15 protein-coding genes are annotated in these 17,317 nt (G+C 62.6%); 7 read left to right on the forward strand and 8 right to left on the reverse strand.

From position 1 onward, the window contains the following. Positions 1–23: 23 nt before the first annotated feature. The 4 genes from ACLBKR_RS04430 to ACLBKR_RS04445 all read right to left on the reverse strand — a co-directional run bounded on the left by ACLBKR_RS04430 (position 24) and on the right by ACLBKR_RS04445 (position 3,809). Complete coding sequence (locus ACLBKR_RS04430; protein ID WP_112827439.1) at positions 24–215, reverse strand: hypothetical protein; 192 nt, start codon at positions 213–215, stop codon at positions 24–26. Between the two features lie 222 nt (positions 216–437). Then, positions 438–1,316, reverse strand: coding sequence for a uracil-DNA glycosylase (locus ACLBKR_RS04435; RefSeq protein WP_414900789.1), 879 nt, complete (start codon positions 1,314–1,316; stop codon positions 438–440). Between the two features lie 174 nt (positions 1,317–1,490). Then, complete coding sequence (locus tag ACLBKR_RS04440; protein WP_414900791.1) at positions 1,491–2,783, reverse strand: Hsp70 family protein; 1,293 nt, start codon at positions 2,781–2,783, stop codon at positions 1,491–1,493. A gap of 138 nt (positions 2,784–2,921) precedes the next feature. After that, positions 2,922–3,809, reverse strand: coding sequence for a LysR family transcriptional regulator (locus tag ACLBKR_RS04445; RefSeq protein ID WP_113426443.1), 888 nt, complete (start codon positions 3,807–3,809; stop codon positions 2,922–2,924). Positions 3,810–3,909: 100 nt separating this feature from the next. On the opposite strand from ACLBKR_RS04445, the gene blaOXA reads away from it, so the two are divergent. After that, positions 3,910–4,731: a class D beta-lactamase gene (gene blaOXA / locus ACLBKR_RS04450; RefSeq protein WP_113448297.1), complete on the forward strand. Its 822-nt coding sequence runs from the start codon at positions 3,910–3,912 to the stop codon at positions 4,729–4,731. A gap of 27 nt (positions 4,732–4,758) precedes the next feature. Here blaOXA and ACLBKR_RS04455 read toward each other — a convergent pair whose 3' ends face one another. The 3 genes from ACLBKR_RS04455 to ACLBKR_RS04465 form a co-directional block, all read right to left on the reverse strand. Further along, complete coding sequence (locus ACLBKR_RS04455; RefSeq protein ID WP_244711713.1) at positions 4,759–4,971, reverse strand: hypothetical protein; 213 nt, start codon at positions 4,969–4,971, stop codon at positions 4,759–4,761. Between the two features lie 130 nt (positions 4,972–5,101). Continuing rightward, on the reverse strand, positions 5,102–5,326 hold the full coding sequence (locus ACLBKR_RS04460; protein ID WP_112827434.1) for a hypothetical protein: 225 nt from the start codon (positions 5,324–5,326) through the stop codon (positions 5,102–5,104). Between the two features lie 150 nt (positions 5,327–5,476). Next, the gene (locus ACLBKR_RS04465; RefSeq protein ID WP_113442654.1) at positions 5,477–6,265 is read right to left on the reverse strand and encodes an SDR family oxidoreductase; all 789 of its coding nucleotides are present in this window, start codon (positions 6,263–6,265) and stop codon (positions 5,477–5,479) included. A gap of 305 nt (positions 6,266–6,570) precedes the next feature. Here ACLBKR_RS04465 and ACLBKR_RS04470 point away from each other — a divergent pair, with 305 nt between their 5' ends. Both ACLBKR_RS04470 and ACLBKR_RS04475 read left to right on the forward strand, forming a co-directional pair. Continuing rightward, entirely contained in the window at positions 6,571–9,912 is a 3,342-nt protein-coding gene (locus tag ACLBKR_RS04470; RefSeq protein ID WP_113448296.1) for an autotransporter domain-containing protein, read from the forward strand. A 162-nt stretch (positions 9,913–10,074) separates the two neighbouring features. Then, the gene (locus tag ACLBKR_RS04475) at positions 10,075–10,842 is read left to right on the forward strand and encodes a DeoR/GlpR family DNA-binding transcription regulator (RefSeq protein ID WP_113448295.1); all 768 of its coding nucleotides are present in this window, start codon (positions 10,075–10,077) and stop codon (positions 10,840–10,842) included. A gap of 30 nt (positions 10,843–10,872) precedes the next feature. Here the strand turns inward: ACLBKR_RS04475 and ACLBKR_RS04480 are convergent, their stop codons facing one another. Then, positions 10,873–12,279, reverse strand: coding sequence for an FAD-binding oxidoreductase (locus ACLBKR_RS04480; protein ID WP_113448347.1), 1,407 nt, complete (start codon positions 12,277–12,279; stop codon positions 10,873–10,875). Between the two features lie 331 nt (positions 12,280–12,610). Here ACLBKR_RS04480 and corA point away from each other — a divergent pair, with 331 nt between their 5' ends. The 4 genes from corA to ACLBKR_RS04500 all read left to right on the forward strand — a co-directional run bounded on the left by corA (position 12,611) and on the right by ACLBKR_RS04500 (position 17,292). Then, positions 12,611–13,618 (forward strand): magnesium/cobalt transporter CorA, encoded by a 1,008-nt coding sequence (gene corA / locus ACLBKR_RS04485; RefSeq protein WP_113442657.1) that lies wholly within the window; start codon positions 12,611–12,613, stop codon positions 13,616–13,618. A gap of 303 nt (positions 13,619–13,921) precedes the next feature. Beyond that, positions 13,922–15,583 (forward strand): electron transfer flavoprotein-ubiquinone oxidoreductase, encoded by a 1,662-nt coding sequence (locus ACLBKR_RS04490; protein ID WP_414900797.1) that lies wholly within the window; start codon positions 13,922–13,924, stop codon positions 15,581–15,583. Positions 15,584–15,846: 263 nt separating this feature from the next. Continuing rightward, entirely contained in the window at positions 15,847–16,338 is a 492-nt protein-coding gene (locus tag ACLBKR_RS04495; protein ID WP_414900799.1) for a hypothetical protein, read from the forward strand. 210 nt (positions 16,339–16,548) lie between these two features. After that, positions 16,549–17,292, forward strand: coding sequence for a pentapeptide repeat-containing protein (locus tag ACLBKR_RS04500; protein WP_414900801.1), 744 nt, complete (start codon positions 16,549–16,551; stop codon positions 17,290–17,292). The last annotated feature ends 25 nt before the right edge of the window (positions 17,293–17,317 follow it).

Genomic DNA, 17,317 nt, shown 5'->3' on the forward strand with positions numbered 1-17,317 from the left:
ACACAGGGCTGCTTGCGGAAGTCTCAGCTCTGGCGGAAATCGGCGAAGACGGCAGCCGGACGTGTCGCATGGCTCATGCGGGTGAAGACACGTGCGGTGAGCTGTTCGTTGGTCGCCGAGCCGAAATTGTGATAAGGCTGGCCGGAGCGCACAGGCTCGCTGGCGAGACGCAGGGTCTCGAACTTGCAGTGAATGGGACGGGCGCGCATAGACATCGCTGTGATTCCTTGTATGCCGAATCCTCCCACAACTTGGCTCTATATTGCAACGCAACATGATTTCGGCAAGGCGGGCGCATGCGTCGCTGCATTGCGCCAGATGCATGGCTCCCTTCATATTCTTTTAACGGATGTCACTTTTTTGATCGTCTGTCGCGAATCCGGACCCGGCCAGGCCGGGAACGAGCCGGATCGCCATATGCTTTCAGGCGGGCTGTTTCAGCGCTGCTCCAGCCGTGCCTTGAATGCCAGAAGGTCCTGCCAGGCCAGTGCCTTGCTGGCCGGCGCGGTCAGCAGTTCCTGCGGATGAAGCGTGGCGATGGCCGGGACGGCATGATTGCCGCCGGCGATATCGCGCCACTGTCCGCGCAGGGCGTGGATGGTGCCGGTTTCGCCGAAGAAGAAACGCGCGGTGAAATTGCCCAGGAGAAGGACGGTTTTCGGTTCGGCGAGCTCGATCTGCCTTTCGATGAAGGGGCGGCAGATGGCTGCTTCTGGCTGCGAAGGCGAACGGTCGCCGGGCGGCCGCCACGGCATGACGGTTGTAATCATCACGCCATCGCGCGAAAGCCCGATGGCCGCCAGCATACGGTCGAGAAGAAGCCCAGCGCGGCCGAAAAAGGCCGCTCCCTCGCGGTCGTCGTCGCCGGAGGGCATCGGCCCGATAACCATGATCCCGCTTGCCGGATCGCCGTTGGCAAATATCGTCGAGCGTGCTGATGTCTTGAGGTTGCATCCGCCGAACGCTTCGAGCGCCGTCCTGAGTTCGGCGAGCGAACGCGCGCTCTCGGCGGCAAAACGTGCTTCGGTGACGGCATGCTCGTCGGGAATGGCGGGCGCCGGAACAACGGCGGCGGGCCTCGGGGCCGGGCGTTCCGCAGTCGGCCGAGCGCGTCCCTCGGGTGCAGCCTGGGCCGGTGCGGCCTGGCTGGCGGGCGAGGCCGCTGCCGAGGCCCTGGGCCCGCGGGCGCGCTGCTCCGCAAACTCGGCGACACGATCTACCGCTTCGTCCTCGACGAGCCAGTCGACGCCCGCTTCCGCATAAAAATGCAGGAGCGCAGCCAGTTCGGCAGGCATCATGTCGCGGGTAGGGGTCATGATCGGGTCTTAGCGCAAAGCGCGCCGGACAGGAAGGCCGATTGAGCGGCGATTGTCCGGCCGACCTCAGGCGTCAACGGTTTTTGCCAGGCGGTCGTTCGGGGAGGGTGGGCGTCGAGCGGCGCGTCCCCGTCGCTTTCCCGATTGCGTCTTTTCCCCAGTGGATGAACGGCCTTACGCCGTCCATTGCTCGATATCGTCGCGCTCGCCGATCAGCGAGAGACCGTGGGCAATCGATACCATTTCGCCGCCGGTCTCGATCCGGTTTGCATCGAAGCGGTTGGTGAAGATGCGGCGAACGGCCGGGACGAACGAGGTGCCGCCCGTCAGGAATATCTTATCGATATCTTCGGGCGCGGTGCCGGTGCTCGCCAGCACCTCGTCGAGCGCGCCTTCGATGCGGGCGAGATCGTCGGCGATCCAGTTTTCGAAGTCGTTCCGCTTGACGCTCTTGTGGCCGGCCGGCCCGAGCGGGGCGAAGTGGAATTCGGCCTCCTCTGCACTCGATAGCGCCATCTTGGTGGCCGACACCGCCTGATAGAGCGGATAGCCCTCGTCATGCTCGATGAGTTCGATGAAAAGCTCCAGCTTGTCCGGCTCGGTGGCCTGGCGCACCAGCGATTGCAGGTCGGCAAACTCGCGCGAGGTCTTGAACACCGAAAGCTGGTTCCAGCGCGAGAAGCTGAGATAGTAGTTGCTCGGCACGTCGAGCAGCTTGCCGAAGCTCTTGAACTGGCTGCCCTTGCCGATTTCCGGCGCCACCAGATGTTCGATGATGCGGGCGTCGAACTGGTCGCCGGCAAGGCCGACACCGGAATGGCCGACCGGCGTGGCGCTGATACGGCCCGCATTCGTCTCGAAGCGGATCAGCGAATAGTCGGTGGTGCCGCCGCCGAAGTCGGCGACCAGAACGGTCGCATCCTTCTTCAGGTTGCGGGCGAAATAGAAGGCGGCCGCCACCGGCTCGTAGACATAATGCACTTCCGGAAAGCCGAAACGGGAGAGCGCCTCGTTGTAGCGGGTGATGGCAAGCTGCGGGTCGGGATTGGAACCGGCGAAATGCACGGGACGGCCGGCGACGATGCGTTTTGCCTCCGAGGGCCAGCCCTCGCCGGCATAGGTTTCGAGCCGCCGCAGGAAGACCTCCATCAGATCCTCGAACTGGAACCGGCGGGCATGAATGAGCGTGCCCTGGAACAGTGCCGAGGCCGCAAACGTCTTGATCGACTGCAGGAAGCGGCATTCGCCCGGATTGTCGATGAACTGGCGGATGGCCGCCTGTCCGGCCTCGACCTTGAGCGCGCGTGCGCCGAGCTGCGCATCCTTCATGAAGGAGAGTGCAGTGCGCATGCTGTCGGTCACGCCCGCCGACGAGGCAAAGGATACCGATTGCGTCGTGCCGTCCGCATCCGCAAGCGCCATCACCGTATTGGTCGTGCCGAAATCAAGCCCCAGCGCGTGAGCCATCGCTGCCGCTCCCTTTTGATATGTCTGTCTCTGGAATCGGGCCGTGCCCGAACATGAAAGGGGCGCAGTCGATGCGCGCCGCAATGAAGAGCGCGCCTAATGGCATGGATGACAGGGCGAAGGCAAGGCCCTTTCGGCTCAGCCGTTCGCCTCTTTCGTCTCGTGCGCCATGGCCATCATCCACGCGCCGAAAGCCTGCATGGCGGGTGTCACGCTGCGGGATTTCAGCCGGGTGAGCCAGTAGCAGCCCTTGGAGACATGGATCGGAAAGGGCTGTTCGATGGCGCCGCCGGCGAGATGGCGGGAAAACATCAATGGCGGCGCGAGCGCCACGCCGGCGCCCTGCAGGGCTGCCTCCACCATGATGATCGAGGAATCGAAGACGGGGCCGCGTATCTGCGGCGGGTTGACCCCGGCTGCCTCGAACCAGTCCGGCCATTCGTCATGTCGATAGGAACGCAACAGGTTCTGGCGCGCGACGTCCTCGGGCTTTTCCAGCTGGCGGGCGATCTGTGGAATGCAGAGCACCGAAAGCGGCGCTTCGAACAGGGCTTCCGCCTCGATATCGTGCCAGGCGCCGTTGCCGAAACGGATGGTGTAATCCAGCCCTTCGGCGGCGATGTCCACCCGGTTGTTGTTGGTCGAAAGCCGGACGTCGATATAGGGATATTGGCGGCGGAAGTCGCCGAGGCGCGGCAGGAGCCATCCGACCGCAAACGTGCCGACGGCGCCGATGGCCAGCACCTCCTGCACATGCCCGCCATGAAACCGCTCCAGCATGTCGGCCATGCGGTCGAAGCTCTCCTGCAGCGAAGGCAGGAGCGCCAGTCCCTCTTCGGTAATCATCAATCCACGCGGCAGGCGGCGGAAGAGCGTCACCCCGAGCCGCTGTTCGAGCAACTTCACCTGGTGGCTGACGGCGGCCTGCGTGACGCGGAGTTCGATGGCGGCGCGTGTGAAGCTCAGGTGGCGGGCGGCGGCCTCGAAGGCGCGCAGCGCATTGAGCGGCAGATGCGGTCGAACCATGGAAGGCCTTATTTTTCTAATGGCTCGCCGCAGTTATCATCGTTTGTGCGCGGCTCGCAAGCCGGACTAGAAATGCCGTGTTCAACCAAGGGAGCATTCCATGGCATTTTGCAGACGCATGTTTCTTGGCTTTTCATTCGGCGTCACCGCCCTTTTTATCTCAGGATATCCGGCATTCTCGGCGGAGCCGGTCCATTGTACCGTTGTCATCGACGAAGCGAGCGGCGATACGCTTTACCGCAAGGGGCTCTGCGACGAGCCTTTCTCGCCGATGTCGACGTTCAAATTGCCTTTGGCCATGATGGGCTATGATGCGGGCATCCTCGAAGACGAGCGCAATCCCCGCTGGGACTACCGCGCGGAACTCGACCGTCCGAAACGCGAACAGAAGGCGACCGATCCGACGATATGGGAGAAGGAGTCGATTGTCTGGTATTCGCAGGAGATCACCCGCCGGCTCGGTGAGCGCCGGTTTGCCGATTATGTGCAGCGCTTCGGCTATGGCAATCGCGATGTGTCCGGGAATGCCGGCAAGAAGGATGGTCTCACGCAGTCCTGGCTCATGTCGTCGCTGAAGATCTCACCGGATGAGCAGGTGGCGTTTCTGCGCCGTTTCCTGACAGGTGGCCTTCCCGTCTCTGAACATGCGGCGGACATGACGCTTGCCATCGTGCCGCATTTTTCTGCCGCAGACGGCTGGGATATCCAGGGCAAGACCGGCAGCGGCTTGATGCGGGACAAGGCGGGGAGGGCGGATCGTTCGCGCCCGCTCGGCTGGTTCGTCGGCTGGGCCACGAAGGGCGACCGGCGCGTGATCTTCGCCCGGTTGAATATCGCCAACCGCCCGGCCGATGAGCCGCTCAGCCTCATGACGCGCGATAGCCTGATTGCGGACTTTCCGCAAATCGCGGCCGGTTTCTGATCGTTCGGGCGGGGGCAACCGCCCCCGTCAGTTTTCACGCATATAGTTTTGCGCGGCCCAGATGACGCCGAGGCCCGCGATCATGGCCACGAGGCCGTAGGCGATCCATTCGTCCTGGTTAATCATGAAACTCGTTGCCGGATAGGGAAACAGTCCGGTTCCCTGTCCGACCCACACCAGACCGGTCAGACCCAGGATGAGCCCCATTGCCGTAAACAGCAGACGTGCGGTTGCAATCATTGCCTTCCTCCCGATTTCCTCCTCTGGATCAGAGGCTTGGCATCTGCGCCAGAGAGGTGCTTCTTGCACTGTTCAGCGCCGCCGGCCTCCCGGTCCAGTTGCGCTACTTCTCATGTCGAGCATGGAGCGGTCAGGCGGACGGCTCGTGATCGCGCGGAAGAAGGAAGCGTGCCCCGACAAGCACGATCAACCCGAAGATGGCGACGAGCGAACCGTTGACGGTCCAGACGCTGTCCTTGGGCATGAAGTCCGTGCCGGGCAGGCTCACCATATGAGTGCCGTGCGCGACCCAGGCCGCGCCGACGACGATAATCAGGCCTCCGACGATCGTCAGTAGCTGTCGAATATGCTCCATATTTCTCCTCCCATGGAACAAATTGTCGCATCTACTATAGTCGAAAAACCGGCGAAATCCAGCGTTTTCAGGGGTTTGAAAACGGCGGCGGAAGCCGGAAAACCCCGCGCACCCTGAGATGCGCGGGATCGTCAATCTCAGGGTCGGGTCTCAGATCGAGCGGGCCGCGCCGCCATCGACCCTCAGCATCGTGCCGGTGATGTAGCTGGCGGGCTGCGAGCACAGGAACGCGGCGGCGGCGGCAAATTCCTCAACCATGCCCAGTCGTCCGGCCGGAATGGTCCTGATCGATGCGGCGCGAACCTCCTCGATGGTGCGGCCGGTCCGCTGGGCATTGGCGCTGTCGAGTTCCTCGATGCGGTCGGTGTGGATGCGGCCGGGCAGGATCATGTTGGCGGTCACGCCATAGGAAGCGACTTCCGTGGAGATCGTCTTGTTCCAGCCGACCAGCGCCGAACGCAGGGTGTTGGAAAGCGCAAGATTGGGGATCGGCTCGAACACGCCGGAGGAGGCGACGGTGACGATGCGGCCGAAGCCCTGCGTCTTCATCAGCGGCAGCAGTGCGTTGGTCAGCGTGATGACCCGGACCACCATGCTCTGAAAGAAGTTGTAAAGCTTTTCCGGCGTCATTTCCTCTGCGGTTCCGGGCGTCGGGCCGCCGGTATTGTTGACGAGAATGTCGATGCCCCCGAGTTTCTGGTGAACGGCGGCCAGCATGGTATCGACGAAATCGGCATCCGAAAGATCGGCCACGACATGATCGGCCTTGCCCTGGCCTGCGGCATTGATGGCCTCGCAATTGGCCTTCAGCTTCTCGCCGCTACGGCCGCACAGCAGCACATGCGCGCCCTCCGCCGCCAGCGCCCTGGCGATGCCGAGGCCAAGTCCGCGCGAGGAAGCCAGTACCAGTGCCCGCTTTCCCTTGATGCCGAGATCCATGTGTGAGTCCTTCCCGTGACGTGATTGCTTTGATCCTACGTTAGCAAGGGCGCGGTGCGAAAGGAAAGGCCTCCGGGATTGTCGGAGGGGATGACTTTGCCCGCTGCCTTGTCGAGCGCCGGGATGGAGCGGGCTCCGGCGTTTCGGTCCCGCTTGCCGCCGACAGAGCTTGGTTGAAAATGTCACAAAGGTTACATTTAACTTTGAGATAACCATTGACGAACGGGAAAATGCCCGGTTTCGCCCCAAAATTAGCTCGTCATGGTGATTAAATGTCAAAAATCTATCATAATCATATGAAAAATATGGCAGCCAGTCTTTCGCGCCGCCGCCTTGGTGTTTTGCTCTGTGGAGCGGCCTTCCTCGGAGCTTCGCTCGGTTCCGCCCAGGCCGCGGATGAAGGCACTTTCCGGGTGCTGTCGCTCAACACCTGGCTCGACCGCTTCAAGCCAGACGCTTCCCAGATTTCCGATTTTCTCATCAACGGGGCCTACGACATCATGGCCTTCCAGGAACTGCGGGCCAACAGCACCTATTCGGCGCAGATCCCCGGCATTCTCGCAAATGCCGGGCTCGGTACCTATACGAGCACGCAGACGAGCGATGTCGGCGTCACCTATCGCCTGCCCGGAACTTCCGGCAACACGACGCTTCCGAATGGCGGACCGGCGGTCAGCTACGTTACCCTTGACAACCAGAACGGCGTGCCGACGACCATCGTCGGCTCGGTTCACCTGAACTATTACGACGAGGCCGACAATCGCGTTACCCAGGCGAAGGCGCTCAACGAATGGGCCCTCTCGACGGATGCGCCGGTCATGATCGTCGGCGATTTCAACGCCGGGGACCTCTCCGAGCGTGGCCTCCACAATGCCGAACAGCAGGCTTATCTCTTCGCGCGCACAATCATCGATGGCGGCAGCTCGGATCTGTGGCTGGACCTTGCAAGCGAATACACGCCCGAGGGCCGGGAAGCCGAATTCCAGGCCTATGTGGACAGCATGAAGGCGACCGACGGAAACGGCAGCGAGCATTATCGCAATGTGATCCAGGCCTATTTCGATGCGCACCGGAGTGATTATCCGGGGCTGACCAGCATCTCGCAGATGAGCTGGCGCCAGTGGGAGGAAATCGTCGCCAAGGACATGGCCGATAATGGCCTGACCTTCGAGGACGAGACATATCCTGTGACCTCGAACACGCCGCAGACCATGAACCTTCTGAAGAAGCAGTATATTCTTCTGCAGAACGAGAGCGAGCGGGAAACCTACGCGCCGCACGACCTGAACGACGGCAGCACCACATGGCCTTCCCATGGCGAGGATGCGACCAACACCTGGACGAGCTGGGACCGGGTCAAGATCGACCACTTCCTCGTCTCTCGGCCCTACGGCAAGTGGTGGATCATCGCCGACGATCCTTCCGATCCCTATGTCGGCGTTCTGGACGATGTCGGTTATGCCAACGACGGCACCACCCCGCTTTCGGACCACGAGCCGGTAGCCCACACCATGAAGTGGATCGGCCCGGCGCTCGAGAAATACACCGATGCTGCCGGCGTGACCGGCCAGACGCGACTGGTCTGGGGTACGGATGCCCCCGTTTTCGAGGAAAACGGCAAGGTCTTCTATCTGACCCGCAACAACATGCGCACCGACCTTTATCTCGGCCAGGTCTCCGACGATGAAGGCATGCCGATCCTGACCGGCCTGACCACGGCCGAAAAGAAGACGCTCCTCGATTGCAAGAGCACCGATCCGCGTTTCCAGCAGGCCATCCAGGAATACTGTATCGACGACCACAGCTTCATCGACGAAACGCTCGTCACGGATGGCGGCACGGTCATCGTCGACGAGGATGCGGCCCTCGGCACCTCGGCGGCGGAACTGCGCCTCGACGACGGTACTTTGAAGATCGCCGGCACGGCTATGACCGCACTCGACCGTTCCGTGATCCTCGAAGCGGGCGGCGGCACCATCGATGTCGACGATCCCGCCAACAGGGTGACGATCGCGCGCGAGATTTCCGGCATCGGTTCGTTCACCAAGGCCGGCGCCGGCGCTCTGAACCTCACCGCCGACAACAGCTACACAGGCGAAACCATCGTTGCCGAGGGGCGTCTGGCCGTCAACGGTTCGATCGAGGACTCCGTCCTGACCACTGTTCTGAATGGCGGCATTCTCGGCGGCAACGGCACTGTCGGCGATCTCCTGGTCGCGTCCGGCGGCACGGTCGCGCCCGGCAATTCCATCGGTCGGCTGAATGTCGCAGGCGACGTGACCTTCGAGGCGGGCTCAACCTACGAGGCCGAAGTCGACGGCAGCGGCAATTCCGACATGATCGCGGCCTCCGGCTCGATCTTCATCAACGGCGGCTCGCTCTACTTCATCGCGGCCGGCAGCGATTTCGATCCGATGACCGACTACCAGATCCTCTCCGCCGGCGTCGGCATCTCCGGTCAGTTCGACAGCGTCGGGTCGGATTTCGCCTTCCTGTCTCCGGACCTGCTTTATTCCGCCACGGGCGTCACCTTGCGGCTTGAGCGCAACAATCTCGGCTTCGGCAGCGTCGCCACCACGCGCAACCGTATCGCCACCGCCGGCGGCATCGAAAGCCTCGGCAGCGGCAACGACCTCTACGACGCCGTCCTCAGGCTGGACGCGGCAACGGCCGACGAAGCCTTCCATCAGGTATCCGGCGAAATCTATCCCTCGATCGCCGGTGCACTCGCCGACGACAGCCGCTTTGTCCGAGATGCCGTCGAGCAGCGGCTGAATGGCATGGGTCCCGCCGAGGGCGCTTCGGGTCAGTCGGGCGACGACGCCTCCGGATATCAGGCCTGGAGCCAGGGCTTCGGTTCCAGGGGGTCGACCGATGGCAGCGGCGTGGATCAGCTCGACCGCAGCACCGGCGGCCTCTTGATGGGCATCGACGGCATGGTGTCGGAAGACCTGCGCCTCGGCATTCTCGGGGGGTATGGCCGTTCCTCCTTCTCCCAGGCCGGCCAGCCGGCTTCCGCCGACGCCGACAGCTACATCCTCGGCTTCTACGGTTCCTCCCAGTTCGGCGCACTGCGCCTGAATTTCGGCGGCAGCTATGGCTGGAACGCGATCGAGGCCGACCGCGACATCGCCTTTGGCAATTTCACCGACAGCCTGAACGCCGATTACGATGCGGCAACCGCGCAGCTCTTCGGCGAGGCGGCCTATCGTATGCAGCTTGGCGAGGCGGTGTTCGAGCCCTTCGTCGGTCTGGCCCAGGTCCATGTCTCGACGGACGGCTTCACGGAAGACGGCGGCGCTGCGGCACTCTCCGTCGATGACGCCACCTACGACGTGACCTTCGCCAACATCGGTCTGCGTGCGGCAACGACGTTCGACATCGGCGGCACGATGGTTCGCCTCAAGGGACAGGCCTCCTGGCGGCATGCCTTCGGCGATATCACGCCGGAGACGTCCATGGCGCTGGCCGGCGGCTCGGTCTTCGACATCGAGGGCGCTTCCGCCAATCGCGATGCAGCCGTCGTCAAGGCCGGTGTCGACTTCGATGTCGCGAAAAACTCCTCGGTCTTCGTCAACTACGTCGGCGAGTTCGCCGCCGACGGGGCCGATCACGGCATCAACGCCGGCTTCAAGCTGAAGTTCTGATTTGAAACAACCATCTGGAAAAGTGAAGGCGGGTTTAGGCCCGCCTTCGTTGTTTCTGTTGGTGACGCGTTGCGGTTGCTTGCATTTTGCCGGCGATATGGTTCCCTCGCGATAAATCGAAATCCGGGCAGGGGCGGACAGCCGGAGGGTACGAAAAAGACAATGGACAAAAAGACACGCCGTCAGCACAGCCTGATGCAGCATCTCGAACAGTACCGCTACATCTCGCTCGAGGAGATCGCCACGCGCTTCTCCGTCACGACCCAGACGGCGCGAAGGGACATTCAGGAACTGGAGATGGCCGGCAAGGTGCGTCGCCTGCATGGCGGCGCAACGGTCGCCCATCCGATCGACCCCGGCGTCCTGCGCGCCCGGCGCGTCGAAAATGCCGAAGCCAAGGAGCGCATCGGTGCAGCCGTCGTCGAGCGGGTCAAGGATGGTTCGGCAATCTTCATCGACACCGGAACGACGTGCGAGGCCGTCTCCCGCGCTCTTCTCGGGCACAAGGGCCTCAGGGTCGTGACTTACAGCCTGCGCGTCGCGACGGTTCTGAGCGAGGGCGCGGATTTCACGGTTGCGGTACCGGGTGGTTTCGTCCGTCGGGTGGATGGCGGCGTGTTCCGTCAGGATACGCCGGAATTCATCAGCAAGTTCAAGTTCGATACCGCCATCATCTCGGTGAGCGGGATCGATTCGGCCGGCGATATCGGGGACGACGACCATGCCGAAGTGGCGGCCGTCCAGGCGGCGATGAAGCAGGCGGAAACTATCATCCTCGCCGTCGACAGCAGCAAGTTCGGCCGCCGCGCCCTGGTGAAGCTCGGCGGACTGGCCGATATTCATGAACTGGTCTGCGACGCGCTGCCGGATGCCGATCTGCTGCGCAAGCTGAACGATGCGGGTGTGCGTCTCTTCGTTGCGGGCAGGTGAAGGCGCGGGGCGAGGCGCGGAAACCGCAAGTCAGGCGAAAGGCACTTTCCCCGGATTGAACATAGCCTTCGGGTCGAGCGCCTGCTTGATCGCACGGGCAAGCGCCCGTTTTTCCGGCGATATGCAGGTTTCATAGCCGTGACGCTTCTCGAAACCGACGCCGTGCTCGGCGGAAAAGCTTCCGCCCGCTTCCTGCACGCCAAAATAGACTGCGCCTTCAACGGCGAGCAGCTCGGCTTCCATCAGCGGTCCCCGCCTGATGAGGGTGATATGCAGATTGCCGTCGGCGATATGGCCGTAGACATAGGCGTCATAGGTCGCATCGATGGCTCTCAACCGCGCATGAAGGCCGGCGACATAGGCGTCCAGACCGGTTGGTGGCACGGAAATGTCGAAGGAGGCTGCGCCGGGAATGTCCGCATAGTAGAAACCGGAGTCCTCGCGTATATCCCAGAACCTGCGGGCCTGCTCGAGCGACTGGGCGATGATGCCGCCCTTGAGATCCGCCGGTTCCCAGAGCGTCTCGAGGCCTTCTTCCAGTGCCGCCGTCGCCCGTTCGACCGTCTCCGCGGAAACTTCGATCAGCAAGGCGCCGGCATCGTCTTCGAGCCATGAGAGATCGAAATTCTTCAGTTTCGCATGGTCGCGGATATAGCGCGGCCACATCATTTCGGCGCCCTCCAATGTAACGGCCGGCAGCGAGCGGAAATGCCTGATGACCGAAAGCGCCGCGGCTGCGTCCGCAACGCCGATAAAGGCCGTGGCACGGTGAGGGCGAAGGGGCTCGAGTTTCAGCACGACCTTCGTGACGAAGCCGAAGGCGCCTTCACCGCCGATGAAGAGATGCTTGAGATCGGGTCCGGCGGAAACCTTCACCACCCGCGTCATGTCCGAATAGATCTCGCCGGAGGGCAGGATCGCCTCCAGCCCAAGAACCTGATGGCGCATGACGCCGTTGCGGAAGGCGAGAATGCCGCCGGCATTGGTGGAGACCATGCCGCCGACGGTGGCGGTGCCGCGCGAGCCGAGGTCGATCCCGGTCGTCAGGCCGTGGGGGGCCACTGCCTGCTGCAGCGTCTCGAGAGCCACGCCCGCCTCGACCTCGACCGTCATCTCGTCGGCGTGAATGGCCAGGATGCGGTTCAACCGCGATGAAGACAGGATCACTTCGCCGGCATGGCTGACATTGCCGCCGACGAGGCCGGTCAGGCCGCCCTGCGGCACGATCGCGACGCTGTTGTCCGCGCACCAGCGGACGAGCGCCGCAGCCGCCTCGCTCGATCCCGGCTGGGCCATGACGCCGCCCGCAAAATTGTCGGGATGCTCGCCCGCATGGCGTCCGGTAAGTTCCGAGGGACCGAGAATGGTGAGTTCGGGATGAAGCTCCGACAGGCGTTCGGCAAGGTCGGCTGGCGAGAGGCGGGGAGCGGCTGGCATGGTGGCGAAATCCGGACGATGGGCCCTCTGCGGGAGAGGCGGAGCTTTTCCGATTGCCATGCACCCATGCGGCTTTTTTGGCAAGCGCGCGTGCCTTCCGTTCTGCATCTAGCCTGCCTTCGTTAAACTTTCGCAATGCGGAATTTTGGGCTTGATCCTGCCGCGATTTGGGATCATCTGATGTGCGTCGCGACAGGATCGCGTCTCAACCCGAGGATATCGCAATGGATCCTTCCAGTCGAAGTTCGAACCAAACCCGCCGTTCCCTCCGGTAACAGGTCCGATCTTCGCGCCTGCTCCGGATGGCAAAAAGCCCTGAAGGAGCATGTCCATGCTGCGCATCTATCTCCGCGAAGCAGAACGCCTTGTTCTGCGTGACAATTCCGAAATCGACATCATCGAAAACAACGCCACCGAGGCCGCCGCTCCGGTCCTCTGGTACGATCTCGTAAGCCCGACTCCGGAGGAAAGCCGGCATGTCGAGCAGGCCCTTCAGCTTTCCATCCCGACCCGCGACGAGATGGAGGAAATCGAGCTTTCCGCCCGCCTCTACCAGGAGGACGGAGCCGAGTTCATGACGCTGACGGCGCTGACCAATCTCGACAATGGCGAGCCGACGAAGACGCCGATCACCTTCATTCTCAAGGGCGCGACGCTGGTTACGGTGCGCTATGCCGAGCCGAAGCCCTTCGTCGCCTTCGTCCACCGGGCCTTGCGTGTCAATGCCCAGGCCTATGGCTGCGGCGAGGAGGTCATGATCGGTGTGATCGAGTCGATCGTCGATCGCATGGCGGACGTGCTGGAGCGCATCGGCAACGAGATCGACGGTATCTCGCGCGAGGTGTTCCGCAGCAAGGCGTCGCCTTCCACCAAAAAGACCCAGGACCTGCAGTCGCTGATCGAGCACCTCGGGCAAAAGGGCGATTTCCTGAGCGGTGTGCGCGAAAGCCTCGTCAGCATCTCCCGGCTGGTTGCCTATCATGCCGCGCTGGAGACGCCGCAGCGCAAGCCGAGCAAGGAAGTCCGCCAGCGGGTGAAGATGGTCCAGCGCGATGCCTCCTCGCTCGGGGATCATGCGGCCTTCCTGTCGGGCAAGGTCAATTTCCTGCTGGATGCGACGCTTGGGCTCATCAATCTCGAGCAGAACCAGATCATCAAGATCTTCACGGTCGCCTCGGTCGTCTTCCTGCCGCCGACGCTGGTTGCCTCGGTCTATGGCATGAACTTCGAATCCATGCCGGAACTGCGCTGGGATATCGGTTATCCCTGGGCGATGATGCTGATGGTGGCGTCGGCTGCCCTGCCGTTCCTCTATTTCAAGCGGCGCGGCTGGCTGTAAGACCGGCCACCGCCTCATGTCGGGGAAGGGGGCGTGTGGAATACGCGCCCTTTTCATTCGATGCTCTCGGTCTCCATTGCTGACACCATCGACGGATCTATGGGGCACGCGGTCACGAGCATGGCGCGTCAGGATGGCGCAGCGCATATAATTGACGTGAACGTAAACGGTAGATATTCTGTGCGGGAATGATCCCATACCATAATTTCGGGCCAGAGCGTGTCGCATCCCGGCTCGACAAGCCGCTTGTGTTTTGACAAGGAAGAAGCCGGATAAAAGGGGATCGGTCGAGCGGAGAGGACAATGAGCGAAGCGATGGAACTGCCCGAACGCGAAAGCATGGAATTCGACGTGGTGATTGTCGGGGGAGGGCCGGCGGGCCTTTCGGCGGCGATCCGGCTGAAACAGGTCAATCCCGAGCTTTCCGTCGTCGTGCTGGAAAAGGGCGCCGAAGTCGGAGCCCACATTCTCTCCGGCGCCGTCGTCGACCCTGTTGGTATCGACCGCCTGTTGCCGGAGTGGCGCAACGAAGCGGACCATCCGTTCAAGACGCCTGTGACCGACGACCACTTCCTCTTCCTCGGGCCTGCCGGCTCCGTCCGCCTGCCGAATGCCTTCATGCCGCCCTTGATGAACAATCACGGCAACTACATCGTCTCGCTCGGCAATGTCTGTCGCTGGCTGGCGACCCATGCGGAAGCCCTCGGCGTCGAGATTTATCCGGGCTTTGCCGCGACCGAAGTGCTCTACAACGACGAAGGCGCCGTGATCGGCGTCGCCACCGGCGATATGGGCATCGAGAAGAACGGCGAGCCGGGTCCGAACTACACGCGCGGCATGGCGCTGCTCGGCAAGTATGTACTGATCGGCGAGGGCGTGCGCGGTTCGCTCGCCAAGCAGCTCATCGCGAAATTCGATCTGCAGAAGGATCGCGAGCCGCAGAAGTTCGGTATCGGTCTCAAGGAGCTCTGGCAGGTCAAGCCGGAGAACCACAAGCCCGGCCTCGTTCAGCATTCCTTCGGCTGGCCGCTCGGCATGAAGACCGGCGGCGGCTCTTTCCTTTATCATCTCGAAGACAATCTCGTGGCGGTCGGTTTCGTCGTCCACCTGAACTATAAGAACCCCTATCTCTTCCCGTTCGAAGAGTTCCAGCGGTTCAAGACCCACCCGGCCATCGCCCCGACCTTCGACGGCGCGAAGCGCCTGTCCTACGGCGCCCGCGCGATCACCGAGGGCGGCTACCAGTCGGTGCCGAAGCTCTCCTTCCCGGGCGGTGCGCTGATCGGCTGTTCCGCCGGCTTCGTCAACGTGCCGCGCATCAAGGGCTCGCACAATGCGGTGCTGTCGGGCATGCTGGCCGCCGAAAAGATCGCCGAGGCGATTGCTGCCGGCCGCGCCAATGACGAGCCGGTCGAGATCGAGAACGAATGGCGTTCGACCGATATCGGCAAGGATCTGAAGCGCGTTCGCAACGTCAAGCCGCTGTGGTCGAGGTTCGGCACGGCGGTCGGCGTGGCGCTCGGCGGTCTCGACATGTGGATCAACCAGATCTTCGGAACCTCGCCCTTCACGCTGAAGCACGGCAAGACCGACGCCCAGTCGCTGGAACCGGCGTCCAGGCACACCCCGATCGCCTATCCGAAACCGGACGGGGTATTGACCTTCGACCGCCTGTCCTCGGTGTTTCTATCCAACACCAACCACGAGGAGGACCAGCCGGTCCACCTCCAGGTGAAGGACATCGCCCTGCAGACGTCGTCCGAACTCGGCGTCTATGCCGGTCCGTCGACGCGCTACTGTCCCGCGGGCGTCTATGAATGGGTCGAGAAGGATGGCGAGATGAACTACGTCATCAACGCGCAGAACTGCGTGCACTGCAAGACCTGTGACATCAAGGACCCCAACCAGAACATCAACTGGGTGCCGCCGCAGGGTGGCGAAGGGCCGGTTTATCCGAACATGTGACAGGCCTTGTCCTCGGATATCCGGCAAGGTTTCCGAGCACGCGAGATTTCAGCACCAGACGATCCTGCACCCGACGTCCTGCCAGACGTCGGGTGCAGTCGTTTTGAGCCGCGGCATGCGCGCTGCTGCGGGCGCCCGCGCGGGGGTATTGATACATATCAATGTTTATATGAATTAGGAATGTAATATGTGACTTGTCCGATGGGACCGGGAGCGGTCCGTCGGCCTGACCCTTGCACCGGAATTGTTGGAGGATTGAGCGGATGGTACGGAAGCTGAAGACATTTGTGACCCTTTCCCTTGCCGCAGCTCTTGTGGCAGGTGTCGCCGAAGCACAGTCCTATGGAGCTGGCGGGGGTCCCGGTTGGGGCCGTGGCGGCATGATGATGAATGCACCCGGGCGTGGCCGGTTCCCGATCATCGACGCGGACGAAAACGGCGTCATCAGCGCGGAAGAAGCGGCCTCGGCGGCGGAAGATGTGTTCGCCGCAATGGATTCGGACGACAACGCCGAACTGACCATGGAAGAGTACATGGCCGTTCGCATGGGGCCGCAGAATGGCTGGAACAAGAGCCGGCAGGCTGAGCGGGAAAAGCAAAAGAGCGACCGCTTCGGCACCATGGACACGGACAAGAACGAGAGCGTTTCTCAGGCCGAGTTCATTGCCAATGCCAAGGCACGTTTCGAGGCCGCGGATGGTGACAAGGATGGCAAGGTCACTCCCTGGGAGTGGCGTAGCCAGCAGTGGAACTAGCAGCCGCCGCATAGCGCATGTCTGACCGGCATCCGTGAAAGGACCGGGAACGACGACTGGCAAGCGCCTGTGCATCGGGCCGCCCGGTAGGCGGCTCGATGAAATTACCGGTTTGTCCAACTTTCCCTGTTTGAATGACGCCGCAGTTTTCCTAGATAAAGGGTGTGACGGCGCGCGGTTGCGCTCGGTATCGGTTTGCGGAGCGAAATGATGACGATCCTGGATGGTGCGCGGTTGACGTCGCGGCGGACTGCAGCCTGGGCCGCGATGCTGCTGCTGTCGGTTGCGGCCGGCGCCGGCGAGGCGAAGGCCGGGGATTGCCGCAGTTACGCGCAGCCGGGCGCCGACTGGAGCGGTTGCAAGAAGTCGATGCTCATCATCACGGAAAGCGAGCTTGACGGTGCCAATCTCGCCAAGGCCGATTTCAGCTTCACCGATCTGCGTGGCTCCTCGATGAAATCCGCCAATCTCGAAAAGGCCAAGATGGTCCGGACATCCTTCGTCGCCGCCAAGCTCGAGGGCGCCAACTTCAACAAGGTCGAGGCCTACAGAAGCAATTTCGCCCGCAGTGCCGCCGACGGCGCTACCTTCGTCAATGCCGAGATCCAGCGCGCAGACTTCCGTGAGGCGCAATTGACGGGCACCGATTTCACCAAGGCCGAACTCGGCCGGGCCGATTTCCGCGGGGCGACGATCACAGGCAGCCGCTTCACCATGGCCAATCTGGCGCGTGCCCGGCTGAACGATGCGGTCTTCACCGGGCCGCTGGATTTTCGCAACGCCTTCCTGTTGCTGGCGCGCATCGAGGGTCTCGATCTTTCTGCCGCTACCGGTCTGGAGCAGGAGCAGGTCGACCTCGCCTGCGGTGACGCCTCCACCCGCCTGCCGCCCGGACTGAAGGCTCCCGCCGGCTGGCCATGTGCCGACGATCCGGACGACAGCAACGATCCGTGACCGGCCGCCGGACCTCGCTCGACCC

Origin of the sequence: Paenirhizobium cremeum (genome assembly GCF_047553425.1) — a bacterium.
In the GTDB taxonomy this organism is placed as follows: Bacteria; Pseudomonadota; Alphaproteobacteria; order Rhizobiales; family Rhizobiaceae; genus Allorhizobium; species Allorhizobium cremeum.

Coding starts and splice junctions, on each gene's coding strand:
- ACLBKR_RS04430 (WP_112827439.1), bottom strand. CDS start 215: ATGTCTATGCGCGCCCGTCCCATTCACTGCAAGTTCGAGACCCTGCGT.
- ACLBKR_RS04435 (WP_414900789.1), bottom strand. CDS start 1,316: ATGACCCCTACCCGCGACATGATGCCTGCCGAACTGGCTGCGCTCCTG.
- ACLBKR_RS04440 (WP_414900791.1), bottom strand. CDS start 2,783: ATGGCTCACGCGCTGGGGCTTGATTTCGGCACGACCAATACGGTGATG.
- ACLBKR_RS04445 (WP_113426443.1), bottom strand. CDS start 3,809: ATGGTTCGACCGCATCTGCCGCTCAATGCGCTGCGCGCCTTCGAGGCC.
- blaOXA (WP_113448297.1), top strand. CDS start 3,910: ATGGCATTTTGCAGACGCATGTTTCTTGGCTTTTCATTCGGCGTCACC.
- ACLBKR_RS04455 (WP_244711713.1), bottom strand. CDS start 4,971: ATGATTGCAACCGCACGTCTGCTGTTTACGGCAATGGGGCTCATCCTG.
- ACLBKR_RS04460 (WP_112827434.1), bottom strand. CDS start 5,326: ATGGAGCATATTCGACAGCTACTGACGATCGTCGGAGGCCTGATTATC.
- ACLBKR_RS04465 (WP_113442654.1), bottom strand. CDS start 6,265: ATGGATCTCGGCATCAAGGGAAAGCGGGCACTGGTACTGGCTTCCTCG.
- ACLBKR_RS04470 (WP_113448296.1), top strand. CDS start 6,571: ATGGCAGCCAGTCTTTCGCGCCGCCGCCTTGGTGTTTTGCTCTGTGGA.
- ACLBKR_RS04475 (WP_113448295.1), top strand. CDS start 10,075: ATGGACAAAAAGACACGCCGTCAGCACAGCCTGATGCAGCATCTCGAA.
- ACLBKR_RS04480 (WP_113448347.1), bottom strand. CDS start 12,279: ATGCCAGCCGCTCCCCGCCTCTCGCCAGCCGACCTTGCCGAACGCCTG.
- corA (WP_113442657.1), top strand. CDS start 12,611: ATGCTGCGCATCTATCTCCGCGAAGCAGAACGCCTTGTTCTGCGTGAC.
- ACLBKR_RS04490 (WP_414900797.1), top strand. CDS start 13,922: ATGAGCGAAGCGATGGAACTGCCCGAACGCGAAAGCATGGAATTCGAC.
- ACLBKR_RS04495 (WP_414900799.1), top strand. CDS start 15,847: ATGGTACGGAAGCTGAAGACATTTGTGACCCTTTCCCTTGCCGCAGCT.
- ACLBKR_RS04500 (WP_414900801.1), top strand. CDS start 16,549: ATGACGATCCTGGATGGTGCGCGGTTGACGTCGCGGCGGACTGCAGCC.